Origin of the sequence: Solwaraspora sp. WMMD937 (assembly GCF_029581175.1) — a bacterium.
GTDB lineage: Bacteria > Actinomycetota > Actinomycetes > Mycobacteriales > Micromonosporaceae > Micromonospora_E.
Window position 1 is genome coordinate 5291029 of record NZ_CP120738.1, and the last position, 24141, is coordinate 5315169.

Genomic DNA, 24141 nt, shown 5'->3' on the forward strand with positions numbered 1-24141 from the left:
ACCCTTGCTGCAAGATTCTGCAATATCTTGCAGGCGTGGTCAGTCCAGGTCGCAGGGCGCGCCGTTGGCCAGGCACCGCTGCGGGGTGGCGCCGTGGCCGTGGCGTTCGAAGTGGAACCGCAGCGGCACGGATGAGCGGGCCCCGACCGGCACCGAACCGGTGAAGACGTACTCCCGGCCGGACCGGCGCATGGTCGCCTGCGGCGCGCCTTCGACCCAGGCCGCGTACAACCGGCCGACGTTGTCCGGGAACCGCACGGTGACGGTCCAGTCACGATCGCGCCGCGAGGTGTTCACCACCAGCACCTCGGCGATGAACCCGTCGCCGAACTGCTGGAGCACCCGGTAGCGGCCGACCACGTCGGGATCGACGGACGGCGCCGGGGTGCGGGGCGGGGCAGGGGTGGTGGCGCGCGGCGACTCGACCGACCGGTGGGTCGGACCGGCCGGCGACGGCGGCATGGCAGCCGAAGTGGATGGTGCCGGCGAGGAGGGCGCGGGTCGCAGCACCGCCTCACCGGACGGCGGCGGGGCGGCGGCGACAAGCTGGCCTCCGGTTTTCACCGCCGGCGGGGTCGGGGCAACCCGCGGCTCGGGCTCGGGCTCGGGGACGACGGTAGGAGGTGGCTCACCGATCGCCCGGGTCTGCACGGGTACGCAGCCAGCGGCTACCAGAAAGATGACCACCATGACAGCGACTCCACTCAGGACAACCACCCAGGGTGCCAGGGCGATCACGGTGGAGGGGGTCCAAGTGGTGCGCGCGGCGTGTCTGCCGTCCACGTTGGCCCCCTTTTCGCACCGGCGTCCCGCGGAAGAGTAGCGATTCCGACCCGCAGCGCAAAAGGCCCAGTTACTGACTAGTTAGTCGAGTGGGGTAACAGTACAGATACGCACCGCGTCGCGGCCGATCCGCAACAGGTAGTGGAATCGCTGGCCGGGCACCGACCGCCCGTACGCATCGAGATACTCCCACTCCACCTCGATCGCGACCAACGTCGCGCTGACCTGCTGCACCTGGTGGAAGCGGGCGTGCGACGCGACGATCCGCCGTCGCGCGTAATCGGGCGCGGCGCCGACGAAGGACAGCGCCGCCGCCGCCGGCGAGGAGAACGCGAAGCTGTAGGCATCGGCGACGACCATCGCCGGCGAGGCGAAGCAGTCCGCGATACCGGGTACATCGCCGGCGGTGATCGCCGCGCCGTACCGGTCGAAGAAGCCGGCGAGCGTGTCGAGGTCGGTCGAGGTGTCCACTCCGATCGCAGTGCCCGGTGGCACTGGTCGGCAAACCCGTCCCGGGAGCCGGTACCCGGGTTGCAACAATAGCAAGACGGACGTACGGTTTTGTTGCGAGCCGCGCTCCGGGTAAGTGTTACCTCACCCCGATGCTGCGGTAATCCGTACGAAAGACTGCCAGGACGACCAGGTACACAGCGGTAAGGAGTCCGACGTGGCGAGCCTCGACACCTTCGGTGCGAAGAGCCAGCTGCGCGTCGCCGACGCGAGCTACGAGATTTTCAAGATCAACACAGTGGCGGGTCACGAACACCTGCCGTACAGCCTGAAGATCCTGCTGGAGAACCTGCTCCGCACCGAGGACGGGGCCAACGTCACCGCCGAACAGATCCGTGCACTCGGATCCTGGGACCCGACCGCCGAGCCGAGCGTCGAGATCCAGTTCACCCCGGCCCGGGTCCTCATGCAGGACTTCACCGGCGTACCGTGCGTGGTCGACCTGGCCACCATGCGGGAGGCCGTCCGCGAGCTCGGCGGCGACCCGACCAAGGTCAACCCGCTCGCGCCGGCCGAACTGGTCATCGACCACTCGGTCATCGCCGACCTGTTCGGCCGCGAGGACGCGTTCGCCCGCAACGTCGAGCTGGAGTACGGCCGCAACAAGGAGCGCTACCAGTTCCTGCGCTGGGGGCAGACCGCGTTCAACGAGTTCAAGGTCGTCCCGCCCGGCACCGGCATCGTGCACCAGGTCAACATCGAGTATCTGGCCCGGACGATCATGGAACGCAACGGGCAGGCCTACCCGGACACCGTCGTCGGCACCGACTCGCACACCACGATGGTCAACGGGTTGGGCGTCGTGGGCTGGGGCGTCGGCGGCATCGAGGCGGAAGCCGCCATGCTCGGCCAGCCGGTCAGCATGCTGATCCCCCGGGTCGTCGGGTTCAAGCTGTCCGGCGAGGCACCCGCCGGCACCACCGCCACCGACCTGGTGCTCACCATCACCGAGATGCTGCGCCAGCACGGCGTGGTCGGCAAGTTCGTCGAGTTCTACGGACCTGGCGTCGGCGCCGTGCCGCTGGCCAACCGGGCCACCATCGGCAACATGTCGCCCGAGTACGGCTCCACCGTCGCGATCTTCCCGATCGACGCGGAGACCATCAACTACCTGCGGCTCACCGGTCGCGACGACGCCCAGGTCGCGCTGGTCGAGGCGTACGCCAAGGAACAGGGCCTGTGGCACGACCCGGCCGCCGAACCGCACTACTCGGAGCGGCTCGAACTCGACCTGTCGACCATCGAGCCGTCGCTGGCCGGGCCGAAGCGCCCGCAGGACCGGGTGCCGCTGGGCAGCGCCAAGACCATGTTCCGCTCGGCGCTGACCGACTACGTCGCCGACGACCACACCCCGTCCGTGGCCGGCCCGGCCGACGAGGCCAGCGTCGAGTCCTTCCCGGCCAGCGACCCGCCGGCCGCCGACGGCGCCGACGACCCGGCCGACAAGCCGCACGAGCTGATCAGCGCCTCGGTCGGTGCCGGCGGGCGGGCCAGCAAGCCGGTTCAGGTGACCGGCGCCGACGGCGCCCGGTTCGAGCTGGACCACGGGGCGGTGGTGATCGCGGCGATCACCTCCTGCACCAACACCTCCAACCCGCAGGTGATGCTCGGTGCCGCGTTGCTGGCCCGCAACGCCGTCGACCGGGGGTTGACCCGCAAGCCGTGGGTGAAGACCACCCTGGCACCGGGTTCCAAGGTCGTCATGGACTACTACGAGCGGGCCGGCCTCACCCCGTACCTGGAGAAGCTCGGCTTCCACCTGGTCGGCTACGGCTGCACCACCTGCATCGGCAACTCCGGCCCGCTGCCCGAGGAGATCTCCGCCGCAGTCAACGAACACGACCTGACCGTGGTGTCGGTGCTGTCCGGCAACCGCAACTTCGAGGGCCGGATCAACCCGGACGTCAAGATGAACTACCTGGCCTCGCCACCGCTGGTCGTCGCGTACGCCCTCGCCGGCACGATGGACATCGACCTGGCCAACGAGCCGCTGGGCACCGGGTCCGACGGCCAGCCGGTGTTCCTGCGTGACATCTGGCCCAGCAATGCCGAGATCGAACAGGTGCGGGCCAGTGCGATCGGTGCCGCCGGGTTCGGTGCGGCGTACGCCGACGTGTTCGCCGGCGACGAGCAGTGGCAGTCGCTGCCCACCCCCACCGGCGACACCTTCACCTGGGCCGACGAGTCGACCTACGTGCGCAAGCCCCCGTACTTCGAGGGCATGGCACCGACACCTCGGCCGGTGACCGACATCGCCGGTGCCCGGGTGCTGGCCAGGCTCGGCGACTCGGTGACCACCGACCACATCTCGCCGGCCGGTGCGATCAAGCCCGACTCCCCCGCCGGGCGCTACCTCAGCGAGCACGGTGTCCCCCGGCACGAGTTCAACTCGTACGGGTCCCGGCGCGGCAACCACGAGGTGATGATCCGTGGCACCTTCGCCAACATCCGGCTGCGCAACCAGCTGGTGCCGGGCGTCGAGGGCGGGTTCACCGTCAACCACCTGACCGGTGAGCAGACCAGCATCTACGACGCGTCGGTGGCGTACGCGCAGGCCGGCGTGCCGCTGGTGGTGCTGGCCGGCAAGGAGTACGGCTCCGGTTCGTCACGGGACTGGGCGGCCAAGGGCACCATGCTGCTCGGCGTACGGGCCGTCATCGCCGAGTCCTACGAGCGGATCCACCGCTCCAACCTGATCGGCATGGGGGTGCTGCCGCTGCAGTACCCGGCAGGGCAGGACGCCGCCGCCCTCGGGCTCACCGGCACCGAGACGATCGACATCGTCGGGGTGACCGCGCTCAACGACGGCGCCACTCCGCGTACGGTGACCGTGCGCACCGACACCGGTGTCGAATTCGAGGCCGTGGTCCGGATCGACACCCCGGGCGAGGCCGACTACTACCGGCACGGCGGCATCCTGCAGTTCGTGCTGCGCAAGATGCTGGCCAGCTGACCCGGGTACGACGAACGGCGGCGGTGGGTGGTGACCGGTCCGGTCACCACCCACCGCCGTGTTGTGCCAAGCTCGGACCATGGACGACAGGACCTTGCTGGCCCGCATCCAGGAACTGGTCGACGAGGAGCACGAGCTGCGTGGCAGGTTCGCCGCCGGGCAGCTCTCCGCAGACGAGGAGCACGCCCGACTGGGCGCGCTGGAAGAGGCGCTCGACCAGTGCTGGGACCTGCTGCGTCGCCGCCGGGCCGTCCGGGACGTCGGCGGCGACCCGGACGCCGTCCAGCCACGGCCCACCGGCGAGGTGGAGAGTTACCTGCAGTAGTGGCTGCGGCGAGAAGAACCGCAGGTCAGCCGGCCAGCACCGCGGCCACGGCCGGGATCACGCCGGACGCTTCCCGGGTCGGCGCGTACCGCTCGTCCAGCCAGTTGCGGCCCCGGTGCAACCAGACGCTGGGCAGTCCGGTCGCGGCGGCCCCGCCGATGTCGGCCTCCGGGCTGTCACCCACCATCCAGGCGCCGCGTAGCCGCATCCGCACGCTCTGCGCGGCCAGTGCGAAGATCCTCGGGTTGGGTTTGCTGACCCCGGCGGCCTCCGAGATCACCCAGTCGGCCACGTACCGGTCCAGGCCGGTCCGGCGGATCTTCGCCTCCTGCTGGCGGGCCGTCCCGTTGGTGACTATCACCGGCACCCAGCCGGCGTCCCGTGCGATCGCCAACGAACAGGCCACCAGCGGATCCAGCCGGGTGTGCCGCACGACGCCGTCGTGCAGCTCCTCGACCAGGTCGACCGACGACGACCGGAGTCGATACCGCTCCCGGAGCGCGTCGGCCAGATCCCACCGGTCGGTCAGCCCGTCGGCATCGACGGAGACCAGCCAGTCGATGTCGTCTCGTGGGGCACCGACCGAGTCCAGGAATTCCTGACCCCACACGCGAAACGCCCCGGCCCGGTCGAGCAGGGTGTTGTCCAGATCCAGGAGCAGGAGTGGCACGGGCGCACCTTACGCGACACCGTATGGCGGGGAACAGTCCCAGAATGTAAACGAGTACCGGTAGCAAGCCGTACGTACGGCTTGCTACCGCTCTGCCCACCTGACACGATCACATCATGCCCCGGGTGAGCCAGATCCAGCTCGACGCACGCCGCCAGGAGATCCTCGCCGCCGCCCGGGTCTGCTTCGCCCGGCACGGGTACGAAGGTGCCACCGTCCGCCGGCTGGAGGAGGCCACCGGGCTGTCCCGGGGAGCGATCTTCCACCACTTCCGGGACAAGGACTCACTGTTCCTGGCGGTCGCCGAGGACGACGCGGCCGCGATGGTCGAGACGGTGGCCCGCAACGGCCTGGTCCAGGTGATGCGCGACCTGCTCACCCGGGCCGACTCCCCGGACACCGCCGGCTGGCTGGGCAGCCAGCTCGAAGTGTCCCGGCGGCTGCGTACCGACCCGGACTTCGCCCGGCGGTGGGCCGCCCGGTCCGCGGCGATCGCCGAGGCGACCCGGGAGCGGCTCGGCCGCCAACGCGATGCCGGCGTGCTGCGCGACGACGTACCGATCGACGTCCTGGCGCGGTTCCTGGAACTGGCCTACGACGGGCTGGTGCTGCAGCTGGCGATGGGGCGGCCGGGCAGCGACCTCGGCGCCGTCCTCGACATCGTCGAGGAGGCGGTACGTCGACCTCCGCCACGCTGACCGGTGGCACGGCCGTCCCACAATAGGGACCACCGTCAGCGCGGGAGCGTCGGTGACCCGACGCCCGCCCAGCGACCAGGAGACCCCTATGACGCCCGGTGACACCTGGGGCATCCCCGGCCCCACCTTCCTCGTCGTCTTCGGACTGACCGCACTGGCGCTCATCCTCGCCAACCTCGGCTACCGGCGGATCGCGCTCGCCGGGCACAACGGCCACACCGGATCGCTCGGCGGCACCGAGGTCGCGTACCTCAACGGCGGGGGCCGGTTGGCTGTGTACGCCAGCCTGGCGGCGTTGCGCTCGGCGGGCAGCGTCGACGTCGGTACCCGCGGCACGTTGCGGGCCGCCGGGCCGCTGCCGACCGGGGCCGGGCAACTCGACCAGGCAGTGCACCACGCCGCGCAGCGTCAGGTACGCGTCCGCGACCTGCAGACCGATCAGTGGGTCACCGACGCGCTGCACCGGATGCGCGACGGCCTGGTCTCCGCCGGGTTGGCCATCGGCGACGGCCAACGCCGTACCGCCCGGCTGCTCGCCGGCACGGTCGGGATCCTCGCCGCCGTCGGTGTGCTGCGGGTGTTCGCCGGCGCCGCGAACAACCGGCCGGTCGGATACCTGGTGCTGATGCTCGCGGTCACCGTACCGGCGGCGCTGGTGCTGTTCTTCTCGGTGCCGCGCCGCACCCGGGCCGCGAATCGTCTCCTCACCAAACTGCGCAGCCAGTACCGTCACCTCTCGCCGACCCTGCGGCCGGCCCCCGCGACGTACGGTGTCGCCGGCGCGGCGATGGGGGTCGGCGTTTTCGGGGCGGCGTCGTTGTGGGCCATGGACCCGGCGTTCGCGGGGACCGCAGAGATCCAGCGGGTGAGCGCCGGCACCGGGTCCGCCGGTTGGGGCGGTGACAGCGGCGGTGACGGAGGCGGCGGCTGCGGTGGTGGCGGCTGCGGTGGCGGATGCGGCGGATGAGCCCGGTGTCCGCCGCCGCCTGGCCGGTCAACCCCGACAGCGGGCTCGGGGTCGGCATCGGCTGGCGGCCGGAAATCTCAGGCTTCGTCGATGAACTGCCCGGATTGCGCTTCTGCGAGGTGATCGCCGAGTCCGTCGACCCCGGCCGGCCACTGGACGACGGGCTGCGCCGGCTCCGTGAGCGGGGGGTGACCGTCGTGGCGCACGGCGTACGACTGTCCCTCGGCGGCGCCGAGCCGGTCGAACAGCACCGAGTCGACCGGCTCGCGGACGTCGCCGAACTGCTCGGCGCGCCACTGGTCAGCGAACACATCGCCTTCGTCCGGGCCGGCGGGGTCGAGGCCGGGCATCTGCTGCCGCTGCCCCGCACCTGGGCGGCGGTCGACACGGTCGTCGGCAACGTCCGGCGGGTGGCCGCCGAGCTGCCGGTGCCGGTCGCGCTCGAACCGATCGCCGCGGTGTTCGACTGGCCCGACGACGAACTCGACGAAGCCGACTTCGTCAGCGAGATCATCGAACGCTCCGGCGCGCTGCTGCTGTTGGACGTCGCGAACGTCTACGCCAACGCCCGCAACCGGGGCGACGACCCGGTCGCCCTGCTCGACCGGCTGCCGCTGGAACGCATCGCGTACGTGCACGTCGCTGGCGGTGCCGCCGACCGGGACGGGATCTACCACGACACGCACACCGACCCGGTCCCGGCCGAGGTGCTGCAGCTGCTCGCCGAGCTGTGCGCCCGGCGGCGGCCACCAGCGGTGCTGCTGGAGCGGGACGGGCGCTATCCGCCGGGCGAGGTGCTGCGCGCCGAGCTGGACGCGATCGCGGCGACCGCCGGGCTGGGCCGGATCACGTGACCGACCGGGTGGCACCCGGCGATGGTTCCGACCCCCGTGCCGGACTCGCCGCTGCCCAGCGTGCGCTGGTCGCGTCCCTCGTCGACGGCGCCGATCCGCCACCCGGATTCGACCCGCGCCGGCTGGCGGTCGCCCGCACCGCGTTGGCCCACAAGCGGGCCGGCGAGGTGGCCCGGCACTGGCCGTTGCTGGCCGCCTCGCTGGGTGACGCCTGGCCGGCTGTGTTCGTCCGCTGGGCAACCGGCCGGCGACCGGCGGGCGGGCTGCGTGACGGTTGGGACTTCGCCCGGGCGGTGGCCGCCGACAACCGTCTGCCGGGCCTGGCCATGGCGGAGCTGGCCGGCCGGGAGGTCGGCTGGTGCTACGACGGCTCGTCGGTTCCCCGCCGCCGCCGTCTTCCGGCGGTACGACGGCTGCCCGGCGGGTGGGCGGTCCAGGTCGCCGGTCGGGTCCGGACGTTCGGCGACCGCCGCCGGTAGCCACTCCGGATCACCCGCCAAGCCGTCGGCCGGCGGGGTCACGGCCAGCGGGGTCGCGGCATGCGGCAGGATCGGGCCATGGATCTAGGCTTGGAAAACCGGGTGTACGTGCTCACCGGCGCGTCCCGTGGACTCGGCTACGCCACCGCAGCCTGCCTGGTCGCCGACGGGGCGCGGGTGGTGCTCGCCGCCCGGGACACCGCCAGAGCGACGGCGGCGGCGCAACGTCTCGGCGGCCCGCAGCACGCGATCGCGGTCAGCGCCGACCTGGGCGAGCCGGACTGCGCGGCACGCCTGGTCGCGACGGCCAAGGAGCACTTCGGCCGGCTCGACGGGGCGTTGATCTCGGTCGGCGGGCCGAAACCCGGTCCCAGCCACGCGGTCAGCGACGAACAGTGGCGGGCGGCGTTCGACACCGTCTTCGTCGGCACGGTACGGGCGGTGCGGACCGTCGCCGACGCGCTGCCCGCCGGCGGGGCGGTCGCCGTGGTGCTGTCGACCTCGGCCCGGATGCCGCTGCCCGGACTCGGTATCTCCAACGGCCTGCGGCCCGGGCTCGCGGCGGTCGCCAAGGAGCTCGCCGACGGCTACGCCGGCCGGGGCATCCGGGTGGTCAGTCTGCTGCCCGGCCGGATCATGACCGACCGCAACGTGGAACTCTTCGCCGCGACCGACGATCCGCAGCAGGCCCGGGCCGAGGCCGAGGCCGACATCCCGCTCGGCCGGCTGGGCGAGCCGGCGGAGTTCGGCCGAGTGGCGGCGTTCGTCCTGTCCCCGGCGGCGAGCTACCTGACCGGCATCACGCTGCCCGTCGACGGCGGCGCGCTGCCCTGCCCCTGAACGGCTTTTCGGCGTGTCCACCGACCGGGCCACGATGGCGCAGCTGCTGGCCGACGCTGTCGGCCGTACCCTGCCCGACGTCGTCGGACCCGATCTCGACGTGCTGTTCTGCGGGATCAATCCGAGCCTGTACTCCGCTGCCGTCGGCCACCACTTCGCCCGCCCGGGCAACCGGTTCTGGCCGACGCTGCACCGGTCCGGTTTCACGCCCCGGCGGCTCGACCCCAGCGAAGATCATCTGCTGCCCGGGTTCGGGCTGGGCGTGACGAACCTGGTCGCCAGGGCGACGGCGCGGGCCGACGAACTCACGCCGCCGGAGCTGGTCGCCGGAGGCGCGCGGCTCGTCCGGCTGGCCGCCGCGTGCCGACCCCGGTGGATCGCCGTGGTCGGGGTGACCGCCTACCGGCTGGCGTTCGACCAGCCACGGGCGGTCGTCGGACCCCGGCCCGAGGACCTCGGCGGCGCGAGGCTCTGGGTGCTGCCCAACCCGAGCGGGCTCAATGCCCACTACCAGCTCGACCGGCTCGTCGCCGAGTTCGACCGGCTACGGCAGGCGGTGACGGCCGGACCGCCGCAATAGGCGGTTACTGGTGGCGGGCCAACCGCTCGCGGATCAGCCGACCGACCGGGCCGGTGCCGGATCGAGCGCGGCCAGCCGCTGCGCGAACTCGCGTAGCGCCGCCGCTACCTCAGCCGCCGGTTCCATCGGCCCAGCGTAGTCGACGGCGGACCGCTATCCGGCGGCGGTGCCCGACGGCGGATGCAGGTCCTGGTCGGTCGGGAAGGCGCGACCCGACCCCGCCGTCACTGGATCCAGCCCGGTGTCGTCGAGGTACGGGGTCGGCGAGTCAGCCACCGTGAACTGGGTGCGGTACAGCTCGGCGTACAGCCCACCGGCGGCGATCAGCTCGGCGTGTCGACCGCGCTCCACGATCCGGCCCTCGTCGAGGACGAGGATCTGGTCCGCGTCGCGCACCGTCGACAGCCGGTGCGCGATGACCAGTGCGGTACGGCCGCTCAGCGCGACCGACAGAGCGCGCTGCACCGCCGCCTCGGACTCGGAGTCGAGGTGGGCGGTGGCCTCGTCGAGGATGACGATCGACGGTGCCTTGAGCAGCAGCCGGGCGATGGCGATCCGCTGTTTCTCGCCGCCGGAGAAGCGGTAGCCGCGCTCCCCGACCACCGTGTCCAGCCCGTCCGGCAGGGCCCGGACCAGTTCCTCGACCTGTGCGCCGCGCAGCGCCGCCCACAGCTCGTCGTCGGTGGCGTCCGGGCGGGCGTACCGCAGGTTCTCTGCGATCGTCTCGTGGAACAGGTGGGAATCCTGGGTGACCACCCCGATGGTGTCGCGTAGCGAGTCGAGTGTCGCGTCGCGCACGTCCACCCCGCCCACCCGGATCTCGCCGTCGGTCACGTCGTACACCCGGGAGACCAGCATCGCGGTGGTGCTCTTGCCGGCGCCGGACGGGCCGACCAGGGCGACCAGCTGCCCCGGCTCCACGGTGAACGACACCCCGCGCAGCACCGGCTCGGAGACGGTGCGGTCGAGCGTCGCGACGTCCTCCAGCGAGGCCAGCGAGATCTCGGCGGCGCTGGGGTACCGGAACCGGACGTCGCGGAACTCCAGCCGACTCGAGCCGGACGGCACGACGACGGCGTCCGGGCGCTCGGCGATCGACGGGGCGAGGTCGAGCACCTCGAACACCCGGTCGAAGGAGACCAACGCGCTCATCACGTCGACCCGCACGTTACTCAACGCGGTCAGCGGCCCGTAGAGGCGAGTGAGCAGCAGGGCCAGGGTCACCACGGTGCCGGCGCTGACCGCACCGGTGACCGCCAGCCAGCCGCCGAGTCCATAGGTGAGCGCCTGGGCGAGCGAGGCGACCAGCAGCATCGCCACGAAGAACGTACGCGAGTACATCGCCGACTGGATGCCGATCTCCCGGACCCGGTCGGCCCGCTCGGCGAACCGGCGCGCTTCGACCTCGGGCTGGCCGAAGAGCTTGACCAGCAGCGCCCCGGCGACCCCGAACCGCTCGGTCATCGTGGCGTTCATCTTGGCGTCGAGGTCGTACGACTCGCGGGTGATCTCCGCGAGCCGCTTGCCGACCCGGCGGGCCGGCACGATGAAGATCGGCAGCAGCACCAGGGACAGCGCGGTGATCTGCCAGGACAGGGTGAACATCACCGCGGCGGTGAGCACCAGCTGGATGACGTTGCTGACCACACCGGACAGCGTCGAGGTGAAGGCCCGCTGGGCCCCGATCACGTCGTTGTTGAGCCGGCTGACCAGCGCGCCGGTCTGGGTCCGGGTGAAGAACTGCAACGGCATCCGTTGCACGTGGTCGAAGACCCGGGTCCGCAGGTCGAGGATGATGCCCTCACCGATCCTGGCCGCGTACCAGCGTTGGGCCAGGGAGAGCAGCGCGTCCACCACGGCGAGCGCGGCGATCAGCAGGGCCAGCCGGACCACGGTCGCGCCGGCGTCGGCGCGACCGGCGGTGATCGCGTTCACCACGTCGCCGGCGAGGACCGGGGTGGCGACACCGATGCCGGCCGCCAGCACGACGGTGATCAGGAAGACGGTGATGTCCCGGCGGTACGGGCGGGCGAAGGCGACGATCCGCCGGGTGGTGCCCCGACTGACCCGATGAGAACGCAGCTGGTCGCCGTCGCGCATCGAGCGGAGCATGCCCCAGCCGGCCCCCATGCCACCCATCCCACCGGATCCAGCCATCGGCACCCGCCACCTTCGTCTCGCCACCGTCGCGGGTACCAGTGTCCCGGACACCTACGACAACAGTTCAGGTAACTGGCGTCTTCCCATTGATGCCTTACCGCCCGACCTGGCGGCTACTCTCCGGAACCGGTCAGGTCCCGGATCCGTCGGGTCTGCGCCTCCCGCTCGGCGCGCAGCTGGGCGGCGGGGGTGCGGTCGGTGGCTCCGGTGAGCAGGGCCTTGATCTCGACGACCGCGTCGCGGGGCCCGGCCAGCACGGCCGCGACCAGGTCGGCGACGGCTGGGGCCAGCTCCGTCGCGGGCACCACCAGGTTGGCCAGCCCGAGCCGATCGGCCTCGGCCGCATCGAGCCAGCGACCGGTGACACAGATCTCCAGGGCCCTGGCATAGCCGACCAGGTCGACGAGTCGCCGGGTGCCACCCAGGTCCGGCACCAGGCCGAGGGTCACCTCGGCCATCCGCAGCCGGGCGTCGTCGGTCAGGACGCGCAGGTCGCAGCCGAGGGCAAGCTGGAATCCGGCACCGACGGCCGGCCCGTGCACGGCGGCGACGCTGATCACGTCGGGGCGGGCCAGCCAGGTGAAGGCCTCCTGGTACTCGGCGATCCGGGCGGCGCACTCGTCCGGCGACAGGGCGGCCAACGGCGGCGGGGTCGGATCGTCACCGGGCGGACCGTCACCAGGCGAGTCGGCTCGCGGATGGGCGGTCGCGGCGAGCTCCGCATCGGTACTACCCGCAGCGCTGGGATCGAGCAGTGCCTGGATCGCGCCCCGGTCGAGGCCTGCGGAGAAGGCCCGACCGGCGCCGCGGACCACCACGACGCGAACGTCGCCGCGCAGCTCCCGGCCGATGCCGCGCAGCGCCCGCCACATCTGCGGGGTTTGGGCGTTGAGCACGTCGGGCCGGTCCAACGTCACCGTCGCGACCGGCCCGTCGTAGTCGAGTCGTACGCCACCGGACACGGTCAACGAGGGCCTTGACCGAGACAGCGGGGTACGGGGCGCAACTGAGTCGTCACCCCTTCTTGCGACGCCGAGCGCCGCCACGCTGGCGTAGTTGCACGCCGGACTCGGTGAGCACCCGGTGGACGAACCCGTACGAGCGGCCGGTGGAGGCCGCAAGGGCGCGGATGCTCTCGCCGGATGTGTACCGCTTGACCAGGTCCTTGGCCAGGGTCTGACGCTCGGCTCCGACGATCCGGCGACCCTTCTCGGTGGTGGCGGCTGTGCCGGTGGCTGCCATGTTGATTCCTCACGTCCCAGACTGTGCGGTTCGATGCGGTCCCACCTATTAGACCGCCTCCAACGATCATGCGCCAGATATCAACTGTTCGCCAACCGACACGCACAGCCCTGTCAGTTACCCGATACGGCGCCGCCGAGGAATCCCAGCGACATGCCGGCAGCCCTTCGTCGACCTCAACCCGGTACGCCTTGTTCATGCAATTCACGCTATCCGATAATGACGTTCACCGATGCGGCATCGACCCGGGCTGGAGTGTCGAGCGGACGACGTCCTCATGCAAGTTCCACGAGTTCGAGCAGGTCGTCGCTCCATGCGTCCTCATCACCGTCGGGCAGGAGAATCGCCCGGTCCGGTTTGAGAGCCAGCACCGCACCCGGATCATGGGTCACCAGGACGATGGCGCCGGGATACCGGGCGATGGCATCGAGAACCTGTTCACGGCTGACCGGATCCAGGTTGTTGGTCGGCTCGTCGAGCAGCAATACGTTCGCCCCCGAACAGACCAGCGTGGCCAACGCGAGCCGGGTCTTCTCCCCGCCCGAGAGCACCCCGGCCGGTTTGTTCACGTCCTCACCGCTGAACAGGAACGCACCGAGAATCTTTCGCAGGTCGGTGTCCGCCTGGTCGATCGCCGCACTGCGCATGTGGTCGAGCACCGAACGCTCCACGTCGAGGGTCTCGTGCTCCTGCGCGTAGTAGCCGATCCGCAGCCCGTGCCCGGGCCGCACCGCCCCGGAATCCGGCTCGACCAGGCCACCGAGAATCCGCAGCAACGTCGTCTTGCCGGCACCGTTCAGCCCGAGGATCGCCACCCGGGAGCCACGGTCGACCGCCACGTCGACCCCGGAGAAGATCTCCAACGATCCGTACGACTTCGACAGCCCCGCGGCCGTCAACGGCGTCTTGCCGCACGGGGCCGGGCTGGGGAACCGGACCTTGGCCACCTTGTCGGCAACCCGCTCGTCCTCCAGACCGGCGAGCAGTTTCTCCGCCCGCCGGGCCATGTTCTGCGCGGCTACCGTCTTGGTGGCCTTGGCCCGCATCTTGTCGGCCTGGGCGAGCAGCGCACCGGCCTTCTTCTCGGCGTTCGCCCGTTCCCGGCGGCGGCGCCGCTCGTCAGTTTCCCGCTGCTGCTGGTACGCCGCCCAGCCGACGTTGTAGACGTCCACCACCGAGCGGGTGGCGTCGAGGAACCAGACCTTGTTGACCACCGCGTCCAGCAGGTCCACATCGTGGCTGATCACCACCAGCCCGCCTTTGTGCCCGGCGAGGAAGCCACGCAGCCAGGTGATCGAGTCAGCGTCCAGGTGGTTGGTCGGCTCGTCGAGCAGCAGGATGCCGCCGCCGTTCTCGGCCGCGTCCCGGAACAGGATCCTGGCCAGCTCGATACGGCGGCGCTGACCGCCGGAAAGCGTTCCGATCGGCTGGCCCAGCACCCGGTCCGGCAGACCCAGGTTGGCGCAGATCCGGGCTGCCTCCGCCTCCGCGGCGTACCCGCCGAGGGAGGCGAACTGGTCCTCCAGCGTGCCGTAGCGGCGGACCAGGCGCTCGTCGGTGCCGCCCTGCGCCAACTGCTGCTCGAGTTCGTTCATCTGGGACATCAGCCGGTCCAGGCCGCGGGCCGACAGCACCCGGTCGCGGGCGGTCACGTCCAAATCGCCGGTACGCGGATCCTGCGGAAGATAACCGACCGCGCTGCGCCGGTCGATCTGTCCGGTGTACGGCAGGCCTTCGCCTGCCAGCACCTTCAGGGTGGTGGTCTTGCCGGCACCGTTGCGGCCGACCAGGCCGATCCGGTCGCCGGGCTGCACCCGCAGGGTGGCGTCGGACAGCAGGATCCGCGAGCCCGCACGCAGTTCCAGGCCGGTAGCGGTGATCATTGGTAGCTCACTCCTGAGATCGGAAGCTGACTCGCGGACACGACAAAACGCCGACCGGACGTCCTGTCCGTCGGCGTGGGGCGGTTCAGCCTTCGCAGAGCAGCACGGACCCATAGTACCGGCGGCCGGCACCGGCACCCAGCCGGTTACCAGGGCCAAGATCATCGACTGTGATGGGTGAGCCGACGGCATCCGGTAATCCATCCCCGACGGTGTCACGGGACGCCGGCTGACCAAGCGGTACGTGCGCACCGCCGGCTCGGTGGACCAGCCTGACCGAATCGGGGAACTTGTCCGCCGACGGGGTGATGCACCGCGCCGACCAGGGATGTTAGGCACATCAGGCGCGCGTAACGATCACTTGACTCCCTGGAGACGACACTCATGCTGCCCGGTGGGATGATGCCCATAACCCAGCTGATCGCGATGGTCCGCAGCACTCCGCCGCGACAGGCTGTCGGGCTGCTGGCAGCCATGCCGGCCGACCGTATCCCGGTGGCAGTCGCCGAGCTGACGACCTCCGACCTGGTCCGGCTGCTCCCGGCCGCCGGCGACGATCTGCGGTCCCGGTTGATGGGTCTGCTCAGCACCGATCAGCTGGCCGACCTGGCCCGAGCCATGCCGACCGCCGAGGCGGTGGCCATGCTCAATCGGCTTCCGGCCGAGCAGGTGCACGCGGTGGCCGACCGGCTGCCGCAACCCACCGTCGCTGCCCTGCTCACCGCGATGCCTGCGGACCGGCAGGCCGACCTGCTGACGGTGATGCGTCCGCAACAGGCGCAGGCGGCCTGGGCCGGTACCTATCAACGGGAGGTGGCCGAGGCGCTCGTCCGGGCCAATGCCGAGGTGAGCATCCCGGCGAACGCCCCGCCCGGAATCGTGCTGGTCCAAATCTTCGGCTGGCAGATCACCGTGGCCGCCCGCCGCGACGACGACGGACGAGTGGCGGTACGCGACGCCGAAGACGCGGCGTACCGGATGCGCGCCAACGCGGCGCTCGCGGTGACCGACTACCAGCCGGCCGGCGACGTGCTGGACTACTGCGACGAGGCCCGCCGGCAGGGGCGCCCGATCAGCGCGGTCAGCTGGGTCGACGACCGGCACGACGGTTTCCTCAAACGGGCCCTGGTCAGCCTGGTGCACTGACCGCCGCGCCGCCGGCCGGACTGACGGGCCGCGCCGCCGGCCGGACTGAACGGTCGGCGGCGCGGGTGCCGTCAGACGTTGAAGCCGAGCGCCCGCAACTGGTCCCGGCCCTCGTCAGTGATCTTGTCGGGCCCCCACGGCGGCATCCACACCCAGTTGATCCGGATGTCGGACACCAGTCCGCCACCGGGTCCAGTCGTCAACGCGGTACGGGCCTGCTCCTCGATCACGTCGGTCAGCGGGCAGGCCGCGCTGGTCAACGTCATGTCCAGGGTGGCGATGTTGTCGTCGTCGACGTGTACGCCGTACACCAGGCCAAGATCGACCACGTTGATGCCCAGCTCCGGGTCGACGACGTCCTTCATGGCCTCCTCGATGTCGGCGATCGCCGGCTGGCCGACGGTCGCCGCCGCGGCCGTACCGCCGTCGGTGGGCTCGGTCGCCTGCGTCGCCCCGGCCATGGTCTCTTCGGCACTCACTGCTTCACCTCCGGGCTCGCACCCACACCGGCGCGCACCGCGGCGTCCTTGAAGGCCATCCACGGCAGCAACGCACACTTCACCCGGGCCGGATAGCGCGCCACGCCGGCGAACGCCACCCCGTCACCCAGCACATCCTCGTCCGGCTCGCCCTCGCCGCGTCCGGACACCAGCGCGACGAAGGCGCCGTGCACCGCGAACGCCTCGTCCACCGGCCGACCGTCGACCAGCTCGTACAGCACACTCGCCGAGGCCTGGCTGATCGAACAGCCCTGACCGTCGTGCGACACCCCGAGCCGGGTGTCCGCACCCAGATTCACCCGTACGGTGATCTCATCGCCGCAGGTCGGGTTGACGTGGTGCGCCTCCGCCGCGTACGGCTCGCGCAGACCACGCCCCTGCGGACGCTTGTAGTGGTCCAGGATGATCTCCTGGTACAGCTGGTCGAGCTCCATCAGCCGAAGACCTTCCGCGCCTTCTCCAGACCGTGCACCAGCGCGTCGACCTCACCGGTCGTGGTGTAGAGGTAGAACGAGGCCCGAGTGGTCGCCGGGACGCCGTAGCGCACGCATACCGGCCGGGCGCAGTGGTGGCCGACCCGTACCTGTACCCCCTGGGCATCGAGGATCTGACCCACGTCGTGCGGGTGGATCCCGTCCACCGCGAACGAGACGGTGCCACCTCGCCCGTGTGGTCCGGGCGGGCCGACGATCCGCAACCCTGGCACGGTGGCGAGCGCCTCCAGGGCGTACCCGGTGATCCGCTGCTCGTGCGCGGCGACCGCCGGCATGCCCAGCCCGGCGAGGTAGTCGACGGCGGCACCGAGGCCGACCGCCTGGGCGATCGGCGGGGTGCCGGCCTCGAACCGGGCCGGCGGCGGGGCGAACGTGGACCCGCTCATCGCCACCGTCTCGATCATCGAGCCGCCGCCGAGCACCGGTGGCATCGCGGCGAGCAGCGCGGCGCGGCCCCACAGCACCCCGATACCGGTCGGTCCGCACATCTTGTGCCCGGTGAAGACGATGAAGTCGGCGTCCAGTGCGGCGACGTCGACCGGGCGGTGCGGCACCGACTGCGAGCAGTCCAGCAGCAGCAGCGCACCGACTTCGCGGACCCGCCGGGTTATCGCGGTGAGGTCGTTGACCGTGCCGAGGATGTTCGACATGTGCACCAGCGAGACCAGTTTGGTCCGCTCGGTGACCAGTTCGTCCAGCTGCGACTCGTCCAGCCGACCGTCCTCGGTCAGCCCGAACCAGCGCAGCGTGGCGCCGGTGCGTTCGCAGAGCAGCTGCCACGGCACGATGTTCGAGTGGTGCTCCATCTCAGAGATCACCACCTCGTCGCCGGGGCCGAGCCGGAACCGGGGGTCGGCCCCGATCGCGGCGCTCGTCGAGGCGTTGGAGAACGCGTACGCGACCAGGTTGATCGCCTCGGTGGAGTTCTTGGTGAAGACCACCTCGTCCGGGCTGCCCGCGTTGACGAACGCAGCCAGCTTGGCCCGGGCGCCCTCGTACGCCTCGGTGGACTCGGTGCCGAGAGTGTGCACCGAGCGGGCGACGTTGGCATTGTGCGACTGGTAGTAGTCGGTCAGCGCGTCGAGCACCTGGCGCGGCTTGTGCGAGGTGTTGGCGCTGTCCAGGTAGACCAGCTGATGCCCGTTGACCTCCCGACCGAGGATCGGGAAGTCGGCCCGGACGGCGTCGACGTCCAGAGCGGACGGACCGCCCGGCGCCGGCGTGTCCCGGGGGATGGCTATGGTGCTCATCGGCTCGACGCCGCCCTTCTGCACGCAGGGTGATGGTGGGTCTCAGGCCGAGGCCGCGCCGGCACCCGCGACGTACCGCTCGTAGCCTTCGGCTTCCAGCTTCTCCGCCAGCTCCGGGCCGCCCTCCTCGACGATGCGTCCACCGACGAAGACATGCACGAAGTCGGGCTTGATGTAGCGCAGAATCCGGGTGTAGTGGGTGATCAGCAGCAGGCCGGTCTCCCCGGTGGAGCGGACCCGGTTGACCCCTTCGCTGACCACCCGCAGGGCGTCGATGTCGAGCCCGGAGTCGGTCTCGTCGAGGATGGCCATCTTCGGCTTGAGCAGCTCCAGCTGCACGATCTCGTGCCGCTTCTTCTCCCCACCGGAGAAGCCCTCGTTGACGTTGCGCTGCGCGAACGCCGGGTCCATCTGCAGCCGCTCCATGGCCCCGCGCAGCTCACCGGCCCAGGTACGCAGCTTCGGCGCGGCGCCGTCGACGGCGGTCTTGGCAGTACGCAGGAAGTTCGCCACCGAGACGCCGGGCACCTCCACCGGGTACTGCATGGCGAGGAACAGCCCGGCGCGGGCCCGCTCGTCGACCGACATGGCCAGTACGTCCTCGCCGTCGAGCAGCACCTCCCCGCCGGTGATCTCGTACTTGGGGTGCCCGGCGATCGAGTACGCCAGCGTCGACTTGCCGGAGCCGTTCGGGCCCATGATGGCGTGTGTCTCCCCCGACCGGATGGTCAGCGTCACCCCGGCCAGGATCGGCTTGAGCTCGCCTTCCGGCAGCTTGACCGAAACCTGCAGGTCACGGATATCCAGAACGCTCATGGTGCGGTCACTCCATTACTCGGCGTCAGACTGACGTAGATGTCGCCGTCGCGGATCTCGACGGGGAAGACGGGTACGGGTTCGGTGGCGGGCAGCCCGGTCGGCTCACCGGTGCGCAGATCGAAGCGCGAACCGTGCAGCCAGCACTCCAACGTGCAGCCGTCCACCTCGCCTTCGGAGAGGGCGACCGCGGCGTGCGAGCACTCGTCGTACACCGCGTGGAAGGAGTCCTCGTCGGTGTGCACCAGGGCGATCTGCGTACCGTCGATGTCGGCGCTGACCGCCGTCCCCTTCGGGATCTCGGCGGTGGCACAGACCCGGATCAGGTCGGACATGCTCAGCGGGTCCCCTCGGTGACCGCACCGGGCTGGCCGGGCACGGTCGGTGGTGCCGCCACGTCGGCGGTGCGCGGCGCGGCCGCGCCGGCCTCGACACGCCGCAGCCGCTGCTCGATCGCGTCGCCGAGCCGGTCGCGCAGCTCGGCCACCGGGATCTTGTCGACCAGCTCGGCGAAGAACCCGCGGACCACCAGCTTGCGCGCCTCGGCCTCTGGAATGCCCCGGGCCATCAGGTAGAACAGCTGCTCGTCGTCGAACCGGCCGGTGGCGCTGGCGTGCCCGGCCCCGGCCACCTCTCCGGTCTCGATCTCCAGGTTGGGCACCGAGTCGGCCCGGGCGCCGTCGGTCAGCACCAGGTTCCGGTTGATCTCGTACGTGTCGGTGCCGGTGGCCTCGGCGCGGATCAGTACGTCGCCGACCCAGACGGTGTGCGCGCCGTCGCCCTGCAGCGCCCCCCGGTAGCCGACGTGGCTGCGGCAGTCCGGCACGGTGTGGTCCACCAGTTGCCGGTGCTCCAGGTGCTGGCCGGCGTCGGCGAAGTAGAGCCCGAACAGCTCGGCGTCGCCGCCCCGGCCGGTGTACTCGACGCTGGTGAACTGGCGCACCAGGTCACCGCCGAGGGTGACCTGGATGTGCGTGACCCGGGCGTCGCGGCCGAGCCGGAACTTCAGATGCTGCGCCTGCACCGCGTCGGATGCCCAGTCGGCGACGGTGACCAGGGTCAGCGTCGCACCGTCACCGACGAGCACCTCGACGTTGTCGGCCAGGGTGGTCGAACCGACCTGGTCGAACACCAGGGTCACCTCGGCGAACCGGCCGACGTCGACCAGGGTGTGCCCGTACGCGATCTGGTCCGCCCCGGTGCCGAGCACCCGGACGACCGCCGGCTCGGCCGGGGTGGCCTCCGGTGCGACCTCCACCAGCAGGACCTCTGCGCACCCGGTGTAGGCCAGGGCACTGATCCGGTCGAACGGGGTCAGCACGCCGCCGATCCGTCGGTCGGTGCGGTCGACCTGACCCGCTGCCACACCGGCGGGCAGGTCGGCGTACTCGTACCGGACCGAGCCGCTGGCTGCCGGGGTCCCGGTGGCCAGCCCCCGCATCCGCTTGAGCGGGGTGAAGCGCCACTCCTCCTCCAGGCCGGTCAGGGCCGGAAAGTCGGCGACATCGTACGAGCGCAACGCCTGCGACTTGGTCTTCGGCGGCGCGGAGGCCTGAATAGTCATCTCTTCCTGTTCTCGGCGGTGTCGGTGGGCGGTGTCTCGGGCGGGTCAGCCGACCGCGCCCTCCATCTGCAGCTCGATCAGCCGGTTCAGCTCGAGGGCGTACTCCATCGGGAGTTCCTTGGCGATCGGCTCGATGAAGCCCCGGACGATCATGGCCATCGCCTCGTCCTCGCTCAGACCCCGGCTCATCAGGTAGAACAGCTGGTCGTCGCTGACCTTGGAGACGGTCGCCTCGTGCCCCATGGCGACGTCGTCCTCGCGGATGTCGACGTAGGGGTAGGTGTCCGACCGGGAGATCGCGTCGACCAGCAGCGCGTCGCACTTCACCGTCGACCGGCTGTGCTGCGAACCCTCCAGCACCTGGACCAGCCCACGGTAGGAGGTCCGGCCGCCACCGCGGGCGATCGACTTGGAGACGATCGTGGAGGAGGTGTGCGGTGCCGCGTGCACCATCTTCGCGCCAGCGTCCTGGTGCTGCCCCTCGCCGGCCATCGCCACCGAGAGCACCTCGCCCTTGGCGTGCTCACCGGTCATGAACACGGCCGGGTACTTCATGGTGACCTTGGAACCGATGTTGCCGTCGATCCACTCCATGGTGGCGCCGGCGTGGCAGACGGCCCGCTTGGTGACCAGGTTGTAGACGTTGTTCGACCAGTTCTGGATGGTCGTGTAGCGGCACCGGGCGTTCTTCTTCACCACGATCTCGACGACCGCGCTGTGCAGCGAGTCGGAGGAGTAGATCGGCGCGGTGCAGCCCTCGACGTAGTGCACGTAGGCACCCTCGTCGACGATGATCAGGGTCCGCTCGAACTGGCCCATGTTCTCCGTGTTGATCCGGAAGTAGGCCTGCAGCGGGATCTCCACGTGCACGCCCTTCGGCACGTAGATGAACGATCCACCGGACCAGACCGCCGTGTTCAGCGCGGCGAACTTGTTGTCGCCGACCGGGATCACGGTGCCGAAGTACTCCTTGAAGATGTCCTCGTGCTCGCGCAGCGCGGTGTCGGTGTCGAGGAACACCACGCCCTGTTCCTCCAGGTCCTCACGGATCTTGTGGTAGACCACCTCGGACTCGTACTGGGCCGCGACGCCGGCGATCAGCCGCTGCTTCTCTGCCTCCGGGATGCCCAGCTTGTCGTAGGTGTTCTTGATCTCCTCGGGCAGGTCCTCCCAGCTGGCGGCCTGCTTCTCGGTGGAGCGGACGAAGTACTTGATGTTGTCGAAGTCGATCCCGGTGAGGTCGGCACCCCAGGCCGGCATGGGCTTGCGGCCGAACAGCCGCAGCCCTTTGAGCCGCAGGTCGAGCATCCACTGCGGCTCGTTCTTCTTGGCGGAGATGTCACGCACCACCGCCTCGTTGAGCCCGCGCTGGGCGGCGGCGCCGGCCACGTCGCGGTCGGCCCAGCCGTACTCGTACCGGCCGAGGGCCGCGAGGTGCTCCTCCTGGGAGATGGGCGCGACGGTCTGCTCGGTCATCTATCTGTCCTCACAGTGCTGGTGACGTGGTCGGTGGAAACATCGATGGCAACGGTCGGGGCGCCGCCGGCCCGTCTCGGGTCCGGAATGTGCGTGGTGCACACCCCGTCGCCGTGGGCGATGGTGGCCAGCCGCTGCACGTGGGTGCCGATCAGGCGGGAGATCACCGCAGTCTCAGCCTCGCACAGCTGTGGAAACTCGGCAGCCACATGGGCCACGGGACAGTGATGCTGGCACAACTGCCCCCCGGAGGCGATGGTGGACGCGTTGGCAGCGTAGCCCTCGGCGCTGAGTGCGGCGGCGAGGGCCTCCGCGCGGGCGATCGGGTCCGCACCGGCATCGTCGATCGCCGCCCGGCACCGCGCCTCCAGCCCGGCGACCTGAGCCGCCGCGAACGCCTCCAGCTCCGCCTCGCCGCCGTGACCGGCGATCCAGCGCAGCGCGGCGGCGGCCATGCTGTCGTAGCGGTAGCGCCCGTGCCGGGACCGGGCGTCGTCGCTGAGCCGGAAGACCTTGGCCGGCCGACCGCGTCGCCGGCGGGCCCGGGTGACCGCGTCCCGGGTCACCACGTCGCCGTCGGCGAGCATCGCGTCCAGGTGGCGGCGAATCGCCGCCGGGCTCAGCCCGAGCTCATCACCGAGCTGGGCGGCGGTCGCCGCCCCCCGCTCCAGCAGCAGCCCGACCAGGCGGTCCCGGGTACGCCCGTCCGGGCCGGTGGCGACCGCACCGGTCGCCGACCCACCCTCTGGGAGGCCCACCCTGTTTTTCACTACGCCAACGTTACGTATTTCAGCGGTCGGCCGCAAACGCGCCTCCGGGTGATCCACCGCACCGAGCGTGACCGCCACCGGGACCAGCGCGGCGAGGCCTTGCCGCAGTCGGCTGGCGGCACCGCAGGGCTGCGGTACCGGCGGCACCGCACGGCTGTGGTATCCGCCATATCGGTACGATTGCCGCCGTGCCCGTCTCCCCGTCCGGTCGGCTGACCGCCGGCCCCGCCCTGCTCCGGCGGCTCGCGCTCGCCTCCTTGGTGGCCAACGTCGCGATCGTGCTGACCGGGGGCGGCGTGCGGCTCACCGGGTCCGGGCTCGGCTGCCCGACCTGGCCGCGCTGCACCGACGACTCCTACGTCACCACGCCGGAGATGGGCGTGCTCGGCATCATCGAGTTCGGCAACCGGGTCCTCGGCATCCTGGTCGGCATGATCGCGCTCGCCACCCTGCTGGCGGTGCTGCGGTCCCGGCCACGCCGGTTGGACCTGCGCGGACCGGCCCTCGGCGTACTGGGACTGGTGATCCTGCAGGGCCTGATCGGTGGGGTCAGCGTCCGGGTGCAGCTCAACCCCTGGGTAGTGGCGCTGCACTTCATGCTGTCGATGGTCACCATCGCGGTGGCGTACGGGTTGTGGCGACGGGTACGCGTCGGCGGCCGCACCAACCGAGACGTGGTGGCCCGGCCGCTGCGCCAGTTGGCCTTCGTGATCACCGCCGTGAGCTTCAAAGTGCTGGTGCTCGGCACCGTGGTGACCGGCAGCGGCCCGCACGCCGGCGACCCGGACGCCGGGCGCACCGGGCTTGACCCGCAGGCCATGTCCCAGCTGCACGCTGACTCAGTCGCCCTGCTGATTGGGTTGTCGGTCGCCTGGTGGTTCGCGTTGCGCGCGGTCGGCGCACCCCGACCGGCGGTACGCGCGGCGGCCGTGCTCGTCGTCGTGGAGCTCACCCAGGGAGTGATCGGCGTGGTCCAGTACCTCACCGACCTGCCGGTCGCGCTGGTCAGCGCGCACATGCTCGGCGCGTGTCTGGTGTGGCTGGCCACCCTCGGCGCGCTCTGGTCGACCCGGACCCGGGAGCCGACCGGGCCGCGATCAGCTGCTACCAGGGTGGTTTCCGACGACGGCAACGAACGCCCCCTGGTCGGAGCGCAACCGTAAGGTCACCAACCGTTGAAG

The 24141-nt window shown here is 70.9% G+C and carries 25 protein-coding genes; 10 read left to right on the forward strand and 15 right to left on the reverse strand.

What is annotated here, in order from left to right; all coding sequences use genetic code 11:
* Nucleotides 1-39 precede the first annotated feature (39 nt).
* Both O7621_RS23325 and O7621_RS23330 read right to left on the reverse strand, forming a co-directional pair.
* Complete coding sequence (locus O7621_RS23325) at nucleotides 40-690, reverse strand: cellulose binding domain-containing protein (RefSeq protein WP_282231233.1); 651 nt, start codon at nucleotides 688-690, stop codon at nucleotides 40-42.
* A gap of 174 nt (nucleotides 691-864) precedes the next feature.
* Nucleotides 865-1254, reverse strand: a complete 390-nt coding sequence (locus tag O7621_RS23330; RefSeq protein WP_282231234.1) for a hypothetical protein — start codon at nucleotides 1252-1254, stop codon at nucleotides 865-867.
* A 196-nt stretch (nucleotides 1255-1450) separates the two neighbouring features.
* Here O7621_RS23330 and O7621_RS23335 point away from each other — a divergent pair, with 196 nt between their 5' ends.
* Nucleotides 1451-4246 (forward strand): aconitate hydratase, encoded by a 2796-nt coding sequence (locus O7621_RS23335; RefSeq protein WP_282231235.1) that lies wholly within the window; start codon nucleotides 1451-1453, stop codon nucleotides 4244-4246.
* Between the two features lie 79 nt (nucleotides 4247-4325).
* Complete coding sequence (locus tag O7621_RS23340) at nucleotides 4326-4571, forward strand: DUF2630 family protein (RefSeq protein ID WP_282231236.1); 246 nt, start codon at nucleotides 4326-4328, stop codon at nucleotides 4569-4571.
* A gap of 25 nt (nucleotides 4572-4596) precedes the next feature.
* On the opposite strand, the gene O7621_RS23345 is transcribed toward O7621_RS23340, so the two are convergent.
* Nucleotides 4597-5241 (reverse strand): HAD family hydrolase, encoded by a 645-nt coding sequence (locus O7621_RS23345; protein ID WP_123602392.1) that lies wholly within the window; start codon nucleotides 5239-5241, stop codon nucleotides 4597-4599.
* A gap of 116 nt (nucleotides 5242-5357) precedes the next feature.
* Here O7621_RS23345 and O7621_RS23350 point away from each other — a divergent pair, with 116 nt between their 5' ends.
* From O7621_RS23350 to mug, 6 genes are all read left to right on the forward strand, one after another.
* Complete coding sequence (locus O7621_RS23350) at nucleotides 5358-5939, forward strand: TetR/AcrR family transcriptional regulator (protein ID WP_281550382.1); 582 nt, start codon at nucleotides 5358-5360, stop codon at nucleotides 5937-5939.
* A gap of 88 nt (nucleotides 5940-6027) precedes the next feature.
* On the forward strand, nucleotides 6028-6906 hold the full coding sequence (locus tag O7621_RS23355) for a TIGR04222 domain-containing membrane protein (protein ID WP_282231237.1): 879 nt from the start codon (nucleotides 6028-6030) through the stop codon (nucleotides 6904-6906).
* Entirely contained in the window at nucleotides 6903-7760 is an 858-nt protein-coding gene (locus O7621_RS23360; RefSeq protein WP_282231238.1) for a DUF692 domain-containing protein, read from the forward strand. Before O7621_RS23355 ends, O7621_RS23360 begins: the two co-directional genes overlap by 4 nt.
* Nucleotides 7757-8239: a hypothetical protein gene (locus O7621_RS23365; protein ID WP_282231239.1), complete on the forward strand. Its 483-nt coding sequence runs from the start codon at nucleotides 7757-7759 to the stop codon at nucleotides 8237-8239. Before O7621_RS23360 ends, O7621_RS23365 begins: the two co-directional genes overlap by 4 nt.
* A 78-nt stretch (nucleotides 8240-8317) precedes the next feature.
* On the forward strand, nucleotides 8318-9079 hold the full coding sequence (locus tag O7621_RS23370; RefSeq protein ID WP_282231240.1) for an SDR family oxidoreductase: 762 nt from the start codon (nucleotides 8318-8320) through the stop codon (nucleotides 9077-9079).
* A 34-nt stretch (nucleotides 9080-9113) separates the two neighbouring features.
* Nucleotides 9114-9659 (forward strand): G/U mismatch-specific DNA glycosylase, encoded by a 546-nt coding sequence (mug, locus tag O7621_RS23375; protein ID WP_282234700.1) that lies wholly within the window; start codon nucleotides 9114-9116, stop codon nucleotides 9657-9659.
* A 153-nt stretch (nucleotides 9660-9812) separates the two neighbouring features.
* Here the strand turns inward: mug and O7621_RS23380 are convergent, their stop codons facing one another.
* The 4 genes from O7621_RS23380 to O7621_RS23395 all read right to left on the reverse strand — a co-directional run bounded on the left by O7621_RS23380 (nucleotide 9813) and on the right by O7621_RS23395 (nucleotide 14944).
* Nucleotides 9813-11816: an ABC transporter ATP-binding protein gene (locus tag O7621_RS23380; protein ID WP_282231241.1), complete on the reverse strand. Its 2004-nt coding sequence runs from the start codon at nucleotides 11814-11816 to the stop codon at nucleotides 9813-9815.
* A 116-nt stretch (nucleotides 11817-11932) separates the two neighbouring features.
* Nucleotides 11933-12787, reverse strand: a complete 855-nt coding sequence (locus O7621_RS23385) for an enoyl-CoA hydratase/isomerase family protein (protein ID WP_282231242.1) — start codon at nucleotides 12785-12787, stop codon at nucleotides 11933-11935.
* Between the two features lie 46 nt (nucleotides 12788-12833).
* Nucleotides 12834-13061 (reverse strand): helix-turn-helix domain-containing protein, encoded by a 228-nt coding sequence (locus O7621_RS23390; RefSeq protein WP_123602399.1) that lies wholly within the window; start codon nucleotides 13059-13061, stop codon nucleotides 12834-12836.
* Nucleotides 13062-13336: 275 nt separating this feature from the next.
* Nucleotides 13337-14944 (reverse strand): ABC-F family ATP-binding cassette domain-containing protein, encoded by a 1608-nt coding sequence (locus O7621_RS23395; RefSeq protein WP_282231243.1) that lies wholly within the window; start codon nucleotides 14942-14944, stop codon nucleotides 13337-13339.
* Nucleotides 14945-15346: 402 nt separating this feature from the next.
* Here O7621_RS23395 and O7621_RS23400 point away from each other — a divergent pair, with 402 nt between their 5' ends.
* Nucleotides 15347-16090, forward strand: coding sequence for a hypothetical protein (locus tag O7621_RS23400; RefSeq protein ID WP_282231244.1), 744 nt, complete (start codon nucleotides 15347-15349; stop codon nucleotides 16088-16090).
* Between the two features lie 71 nt (nucleotides 16091-16161).
* On the opposite strand, the gene O7621_RS23405 is transcribed toward O7621_RS23400, so the two are convergent.
* From O7621_RS23405 to O7621_RS23440, 8 genes are read right to left on the reverse strand one after another with little or no spacing between them, the layout of a single operon-like run.
* Nucleotides 16162-16551, reverse strand: a complete 390-nt coding sequence (locus O7621_RS23405; RefSeq protein WP_282234701.1) for a metal-sulfur cluster assembly factor — start codon at nucleotides 16549-16551, stop codon at nucleotides 16162-16164.
* Between the two features lie 14 nt (nucleotides 16552-16565).
* Nucleotides 16566-17024, reverse strand: coding sequence for a Fe-S cluster assembly sulfur transfer protein SufU (sufU, locus tag O7621_RS23410; protein ID WP_282231245.1), 459 nt, complete (start codon nucleotides 17022-17024; stop codon nucleotides 16566-16568).
* Nucleotides 17024-18334 carry a cysteine desulfurase gene (locus O7621_RS23415; RefSeq protein WP_282234702.1) on the reverse strand — a complete coding sequence of 437 codons (1311 nt, stop codon included), beginning with the start codon at nucleotides 18332-18334 and terminating at the stop codon, nucleotides 17024-17026. The genes sufU and O7621_RS23415 overlap by 1 nt, the downstream gene beginning before the upstream one ends.
* Before the next feature lie 42 nt (nucleotides 18335-18376).
* Entirely contained in the window at nucleotides 18377-19150 is a 774-nt protein-coding gene (gene sufC, locus O7621_RS23420) for a Fe-S cluster assembly ATPase SufC (protein ID WP_282231246.1), read from the reverse strand.
* On the reverse strand, nucleotides 19147-19476 hold the full coding sequence (locus O7621_RS23425; protein WP_123604783.1) for a non-heme iron oxygenase ferredoxin subunit: 330 nt from the start codon (nucleotides 19474-19476) through the stop codon (nucleotides 19147-19149). Before O7621_RS23425 ends, sufC begins: the two co-directional genes overlap by 4 nt.
* A gap of 11 nt (nucleotides 19477-19487) precedes the next feature.
* Complete coding sequence (gene sufD / locus O7621_RS23430) at nucleotides 19488-20714, reverse strand: Fe-S cluster assembly protein SufD (protein ID WP_282231247.1); 1227 nt, start codon at nucleotides 20712-20714, stop codon at nucleotides 19488-19490.
* A 45-nt stretch (nucleotides 20715-20759) separates the two neighbouring features.
* Nucleotides 20760-22190 carry a Fe-S cluster assembly protein SufB gene (gene sufB, locus O7621_RS23435; RefSeq protein WP_282231248.1) on the reverse strand — a complete coding sequence of 477 codons (1431 nt, stop codon included), beginning with the start codon at nucleotides 22188-22190 and terminating at the stop codon, nucleotides 20760-20762.
* A complete protein-coding gene (locus O7621_RS23440; RefSeq protein ID WP_282231249.1) occupies nucleotides 22187-22948 on the reverse strand; it encodes an HTH domain-containing protein in 762 nt (253 codons plus the stop codon). Before O7621_RS23440 ends, sufB begins: the two co-directional genes overlap by 4 nt.
* Nucleotides 22949-23148: 200 nt before the next feature.
* Here O7621_RS23440 and O7621_RS23445 point away from each other — a divergent pair, with 200 nt between their 5' ends.
* Nucleotides 23149-24123: a COX15/CtaA family protein gene (locus O7621_RS23445; RefSeq protein WP_282231250.1), complete on the forward strand. Its 975-nt coding sequence runs from the start codon at nucleotides 23149-23151 to the stop codon at nucleotides 24121-24123.
* Nucleotides 24124-24141 lie beyond the last annotated feature (18 nt).

Excerpts from the sequence above, each read along its gene's own strand:
- O7621_RS23325 (WP_282231233.1), bottom strand. The coding sequence starts at position 690 with ATGGTGGTCATCTTTCTGGTAGCCGCTGGCTGCGTACCCGTGCAGACC.
- O7621_RS23340 (WP_282231236.1), top strand. The coding sequence starts at position 4,326 with ATGGACGACAGGACCTTGCTGGCCCGCATCCAGGAACTGGTCGACGAG.
- O7621_RS23350 (WP_281550382.1), top strand. The coding sequence starts at position 5,358 with ATGCCCCGGGTGAGCCAGATCCAGCTCGACGCACGCCGCCAGGAGATC.
- O7621_RS23355 (WP_282231237.1), top strand. The coding sequence starts at position 6,028 with ATGACGCCCGGTGACACCTGGGGCATCCCCGGCCCCACCTTCCTCGTC.
- O7621_RS23360 (WP_282231238.1), top strand. The coding sequence starts at position 6,903 with ATGAGCCCGGTGTCCGCCGCCGCCTGGCCGGTCAACCCCGACAGCGGG.
- O7621_RS23370 (WP_282231240.1), top strand. The coding sequence starts at position 8,318 with ATGGATCTAGGCTTGGAAAACCGGGTGTACGTGCTCACCGGCGCGTCC.
- mug (WP_282234700.1), top strand. The coding sequence starts at position 9,114 with ATGGCGCAGCTGCTGGCCGACGCTGTCGGCCGTACCCTGCCCGACGTC.
- O7621_RS23380 (WP_282231241.1), bottom strand. The coding sequence starts at position 11,816 with ATGGCTGGATCCGGTGGGATGGGTGGCATGGGGGCCGGCTGGGGCATG.
- O7621_RS23390 (WP_123602399.1), bottom strand. The coding sequence starts at position 13,061 with ATGGCAGCCACCGGCACAGCCGCCACCACCGAGAAGGGTCGCCGGATC.
- O7621_RS23395 (WP_282231243.1), bottom strand. The coding sequence starts at position 14,944 with ATGATCACCGCTACCGGCCTGGAACTGCGTGCGGGCTCGCGGATCCTG.
- O7621_RS23400 (WP_282231244.1), top strand. The coding sequence starts at position 15,347 with ATGCCCATAACCCAGCTGATCGCGATGGTCCGCAGCACTCCGCCGCGA.
- O7621_RS23405 (WP_282234701.1), bottom strand. The coding sequence starts at position 16,551 with ATGGCCGGGGCGACGCAGGCGACCGAGCCCACCGACGGCGGTACGGCC.
- sufU (WP_282231245.1), bottom strand. The coding sequence starts at position 17,024 with ATGGAGCTCGACCAGCTGTACCAGGAGATCATCCTGGACCACTACAAG.
- O7621_RS23415 (WP_282234702.1), bottom strand. The coding sequence starts at position 18,334 with ATGAGCACCATAGCCATCCCCCGGGACACGCCGGCGCCGGGCGGTCCG.
- sufC (WP_282231246.1), bottom strand. The coding sequence starts at position 19,150 with ATGAGCGTTCTGGATATCCGTGACCTGCAGGTTTCGGTCAAGCTGCCG.
- sufD (WP_282231247.1), bottom strand. The coding sequence starts at position 20,714 with ATGACTATTCAGGCCTCCGCGCCGCCGAAGACCAAGTCGCAGGCGTTG.
- sufB (WP_282231248.1), bottom strand. The coding sequence starts at position 22,190 with ATGACCGAGCAGACCGTCGCGCCCATCTCCCAGGAGGAGCACCTCGCG.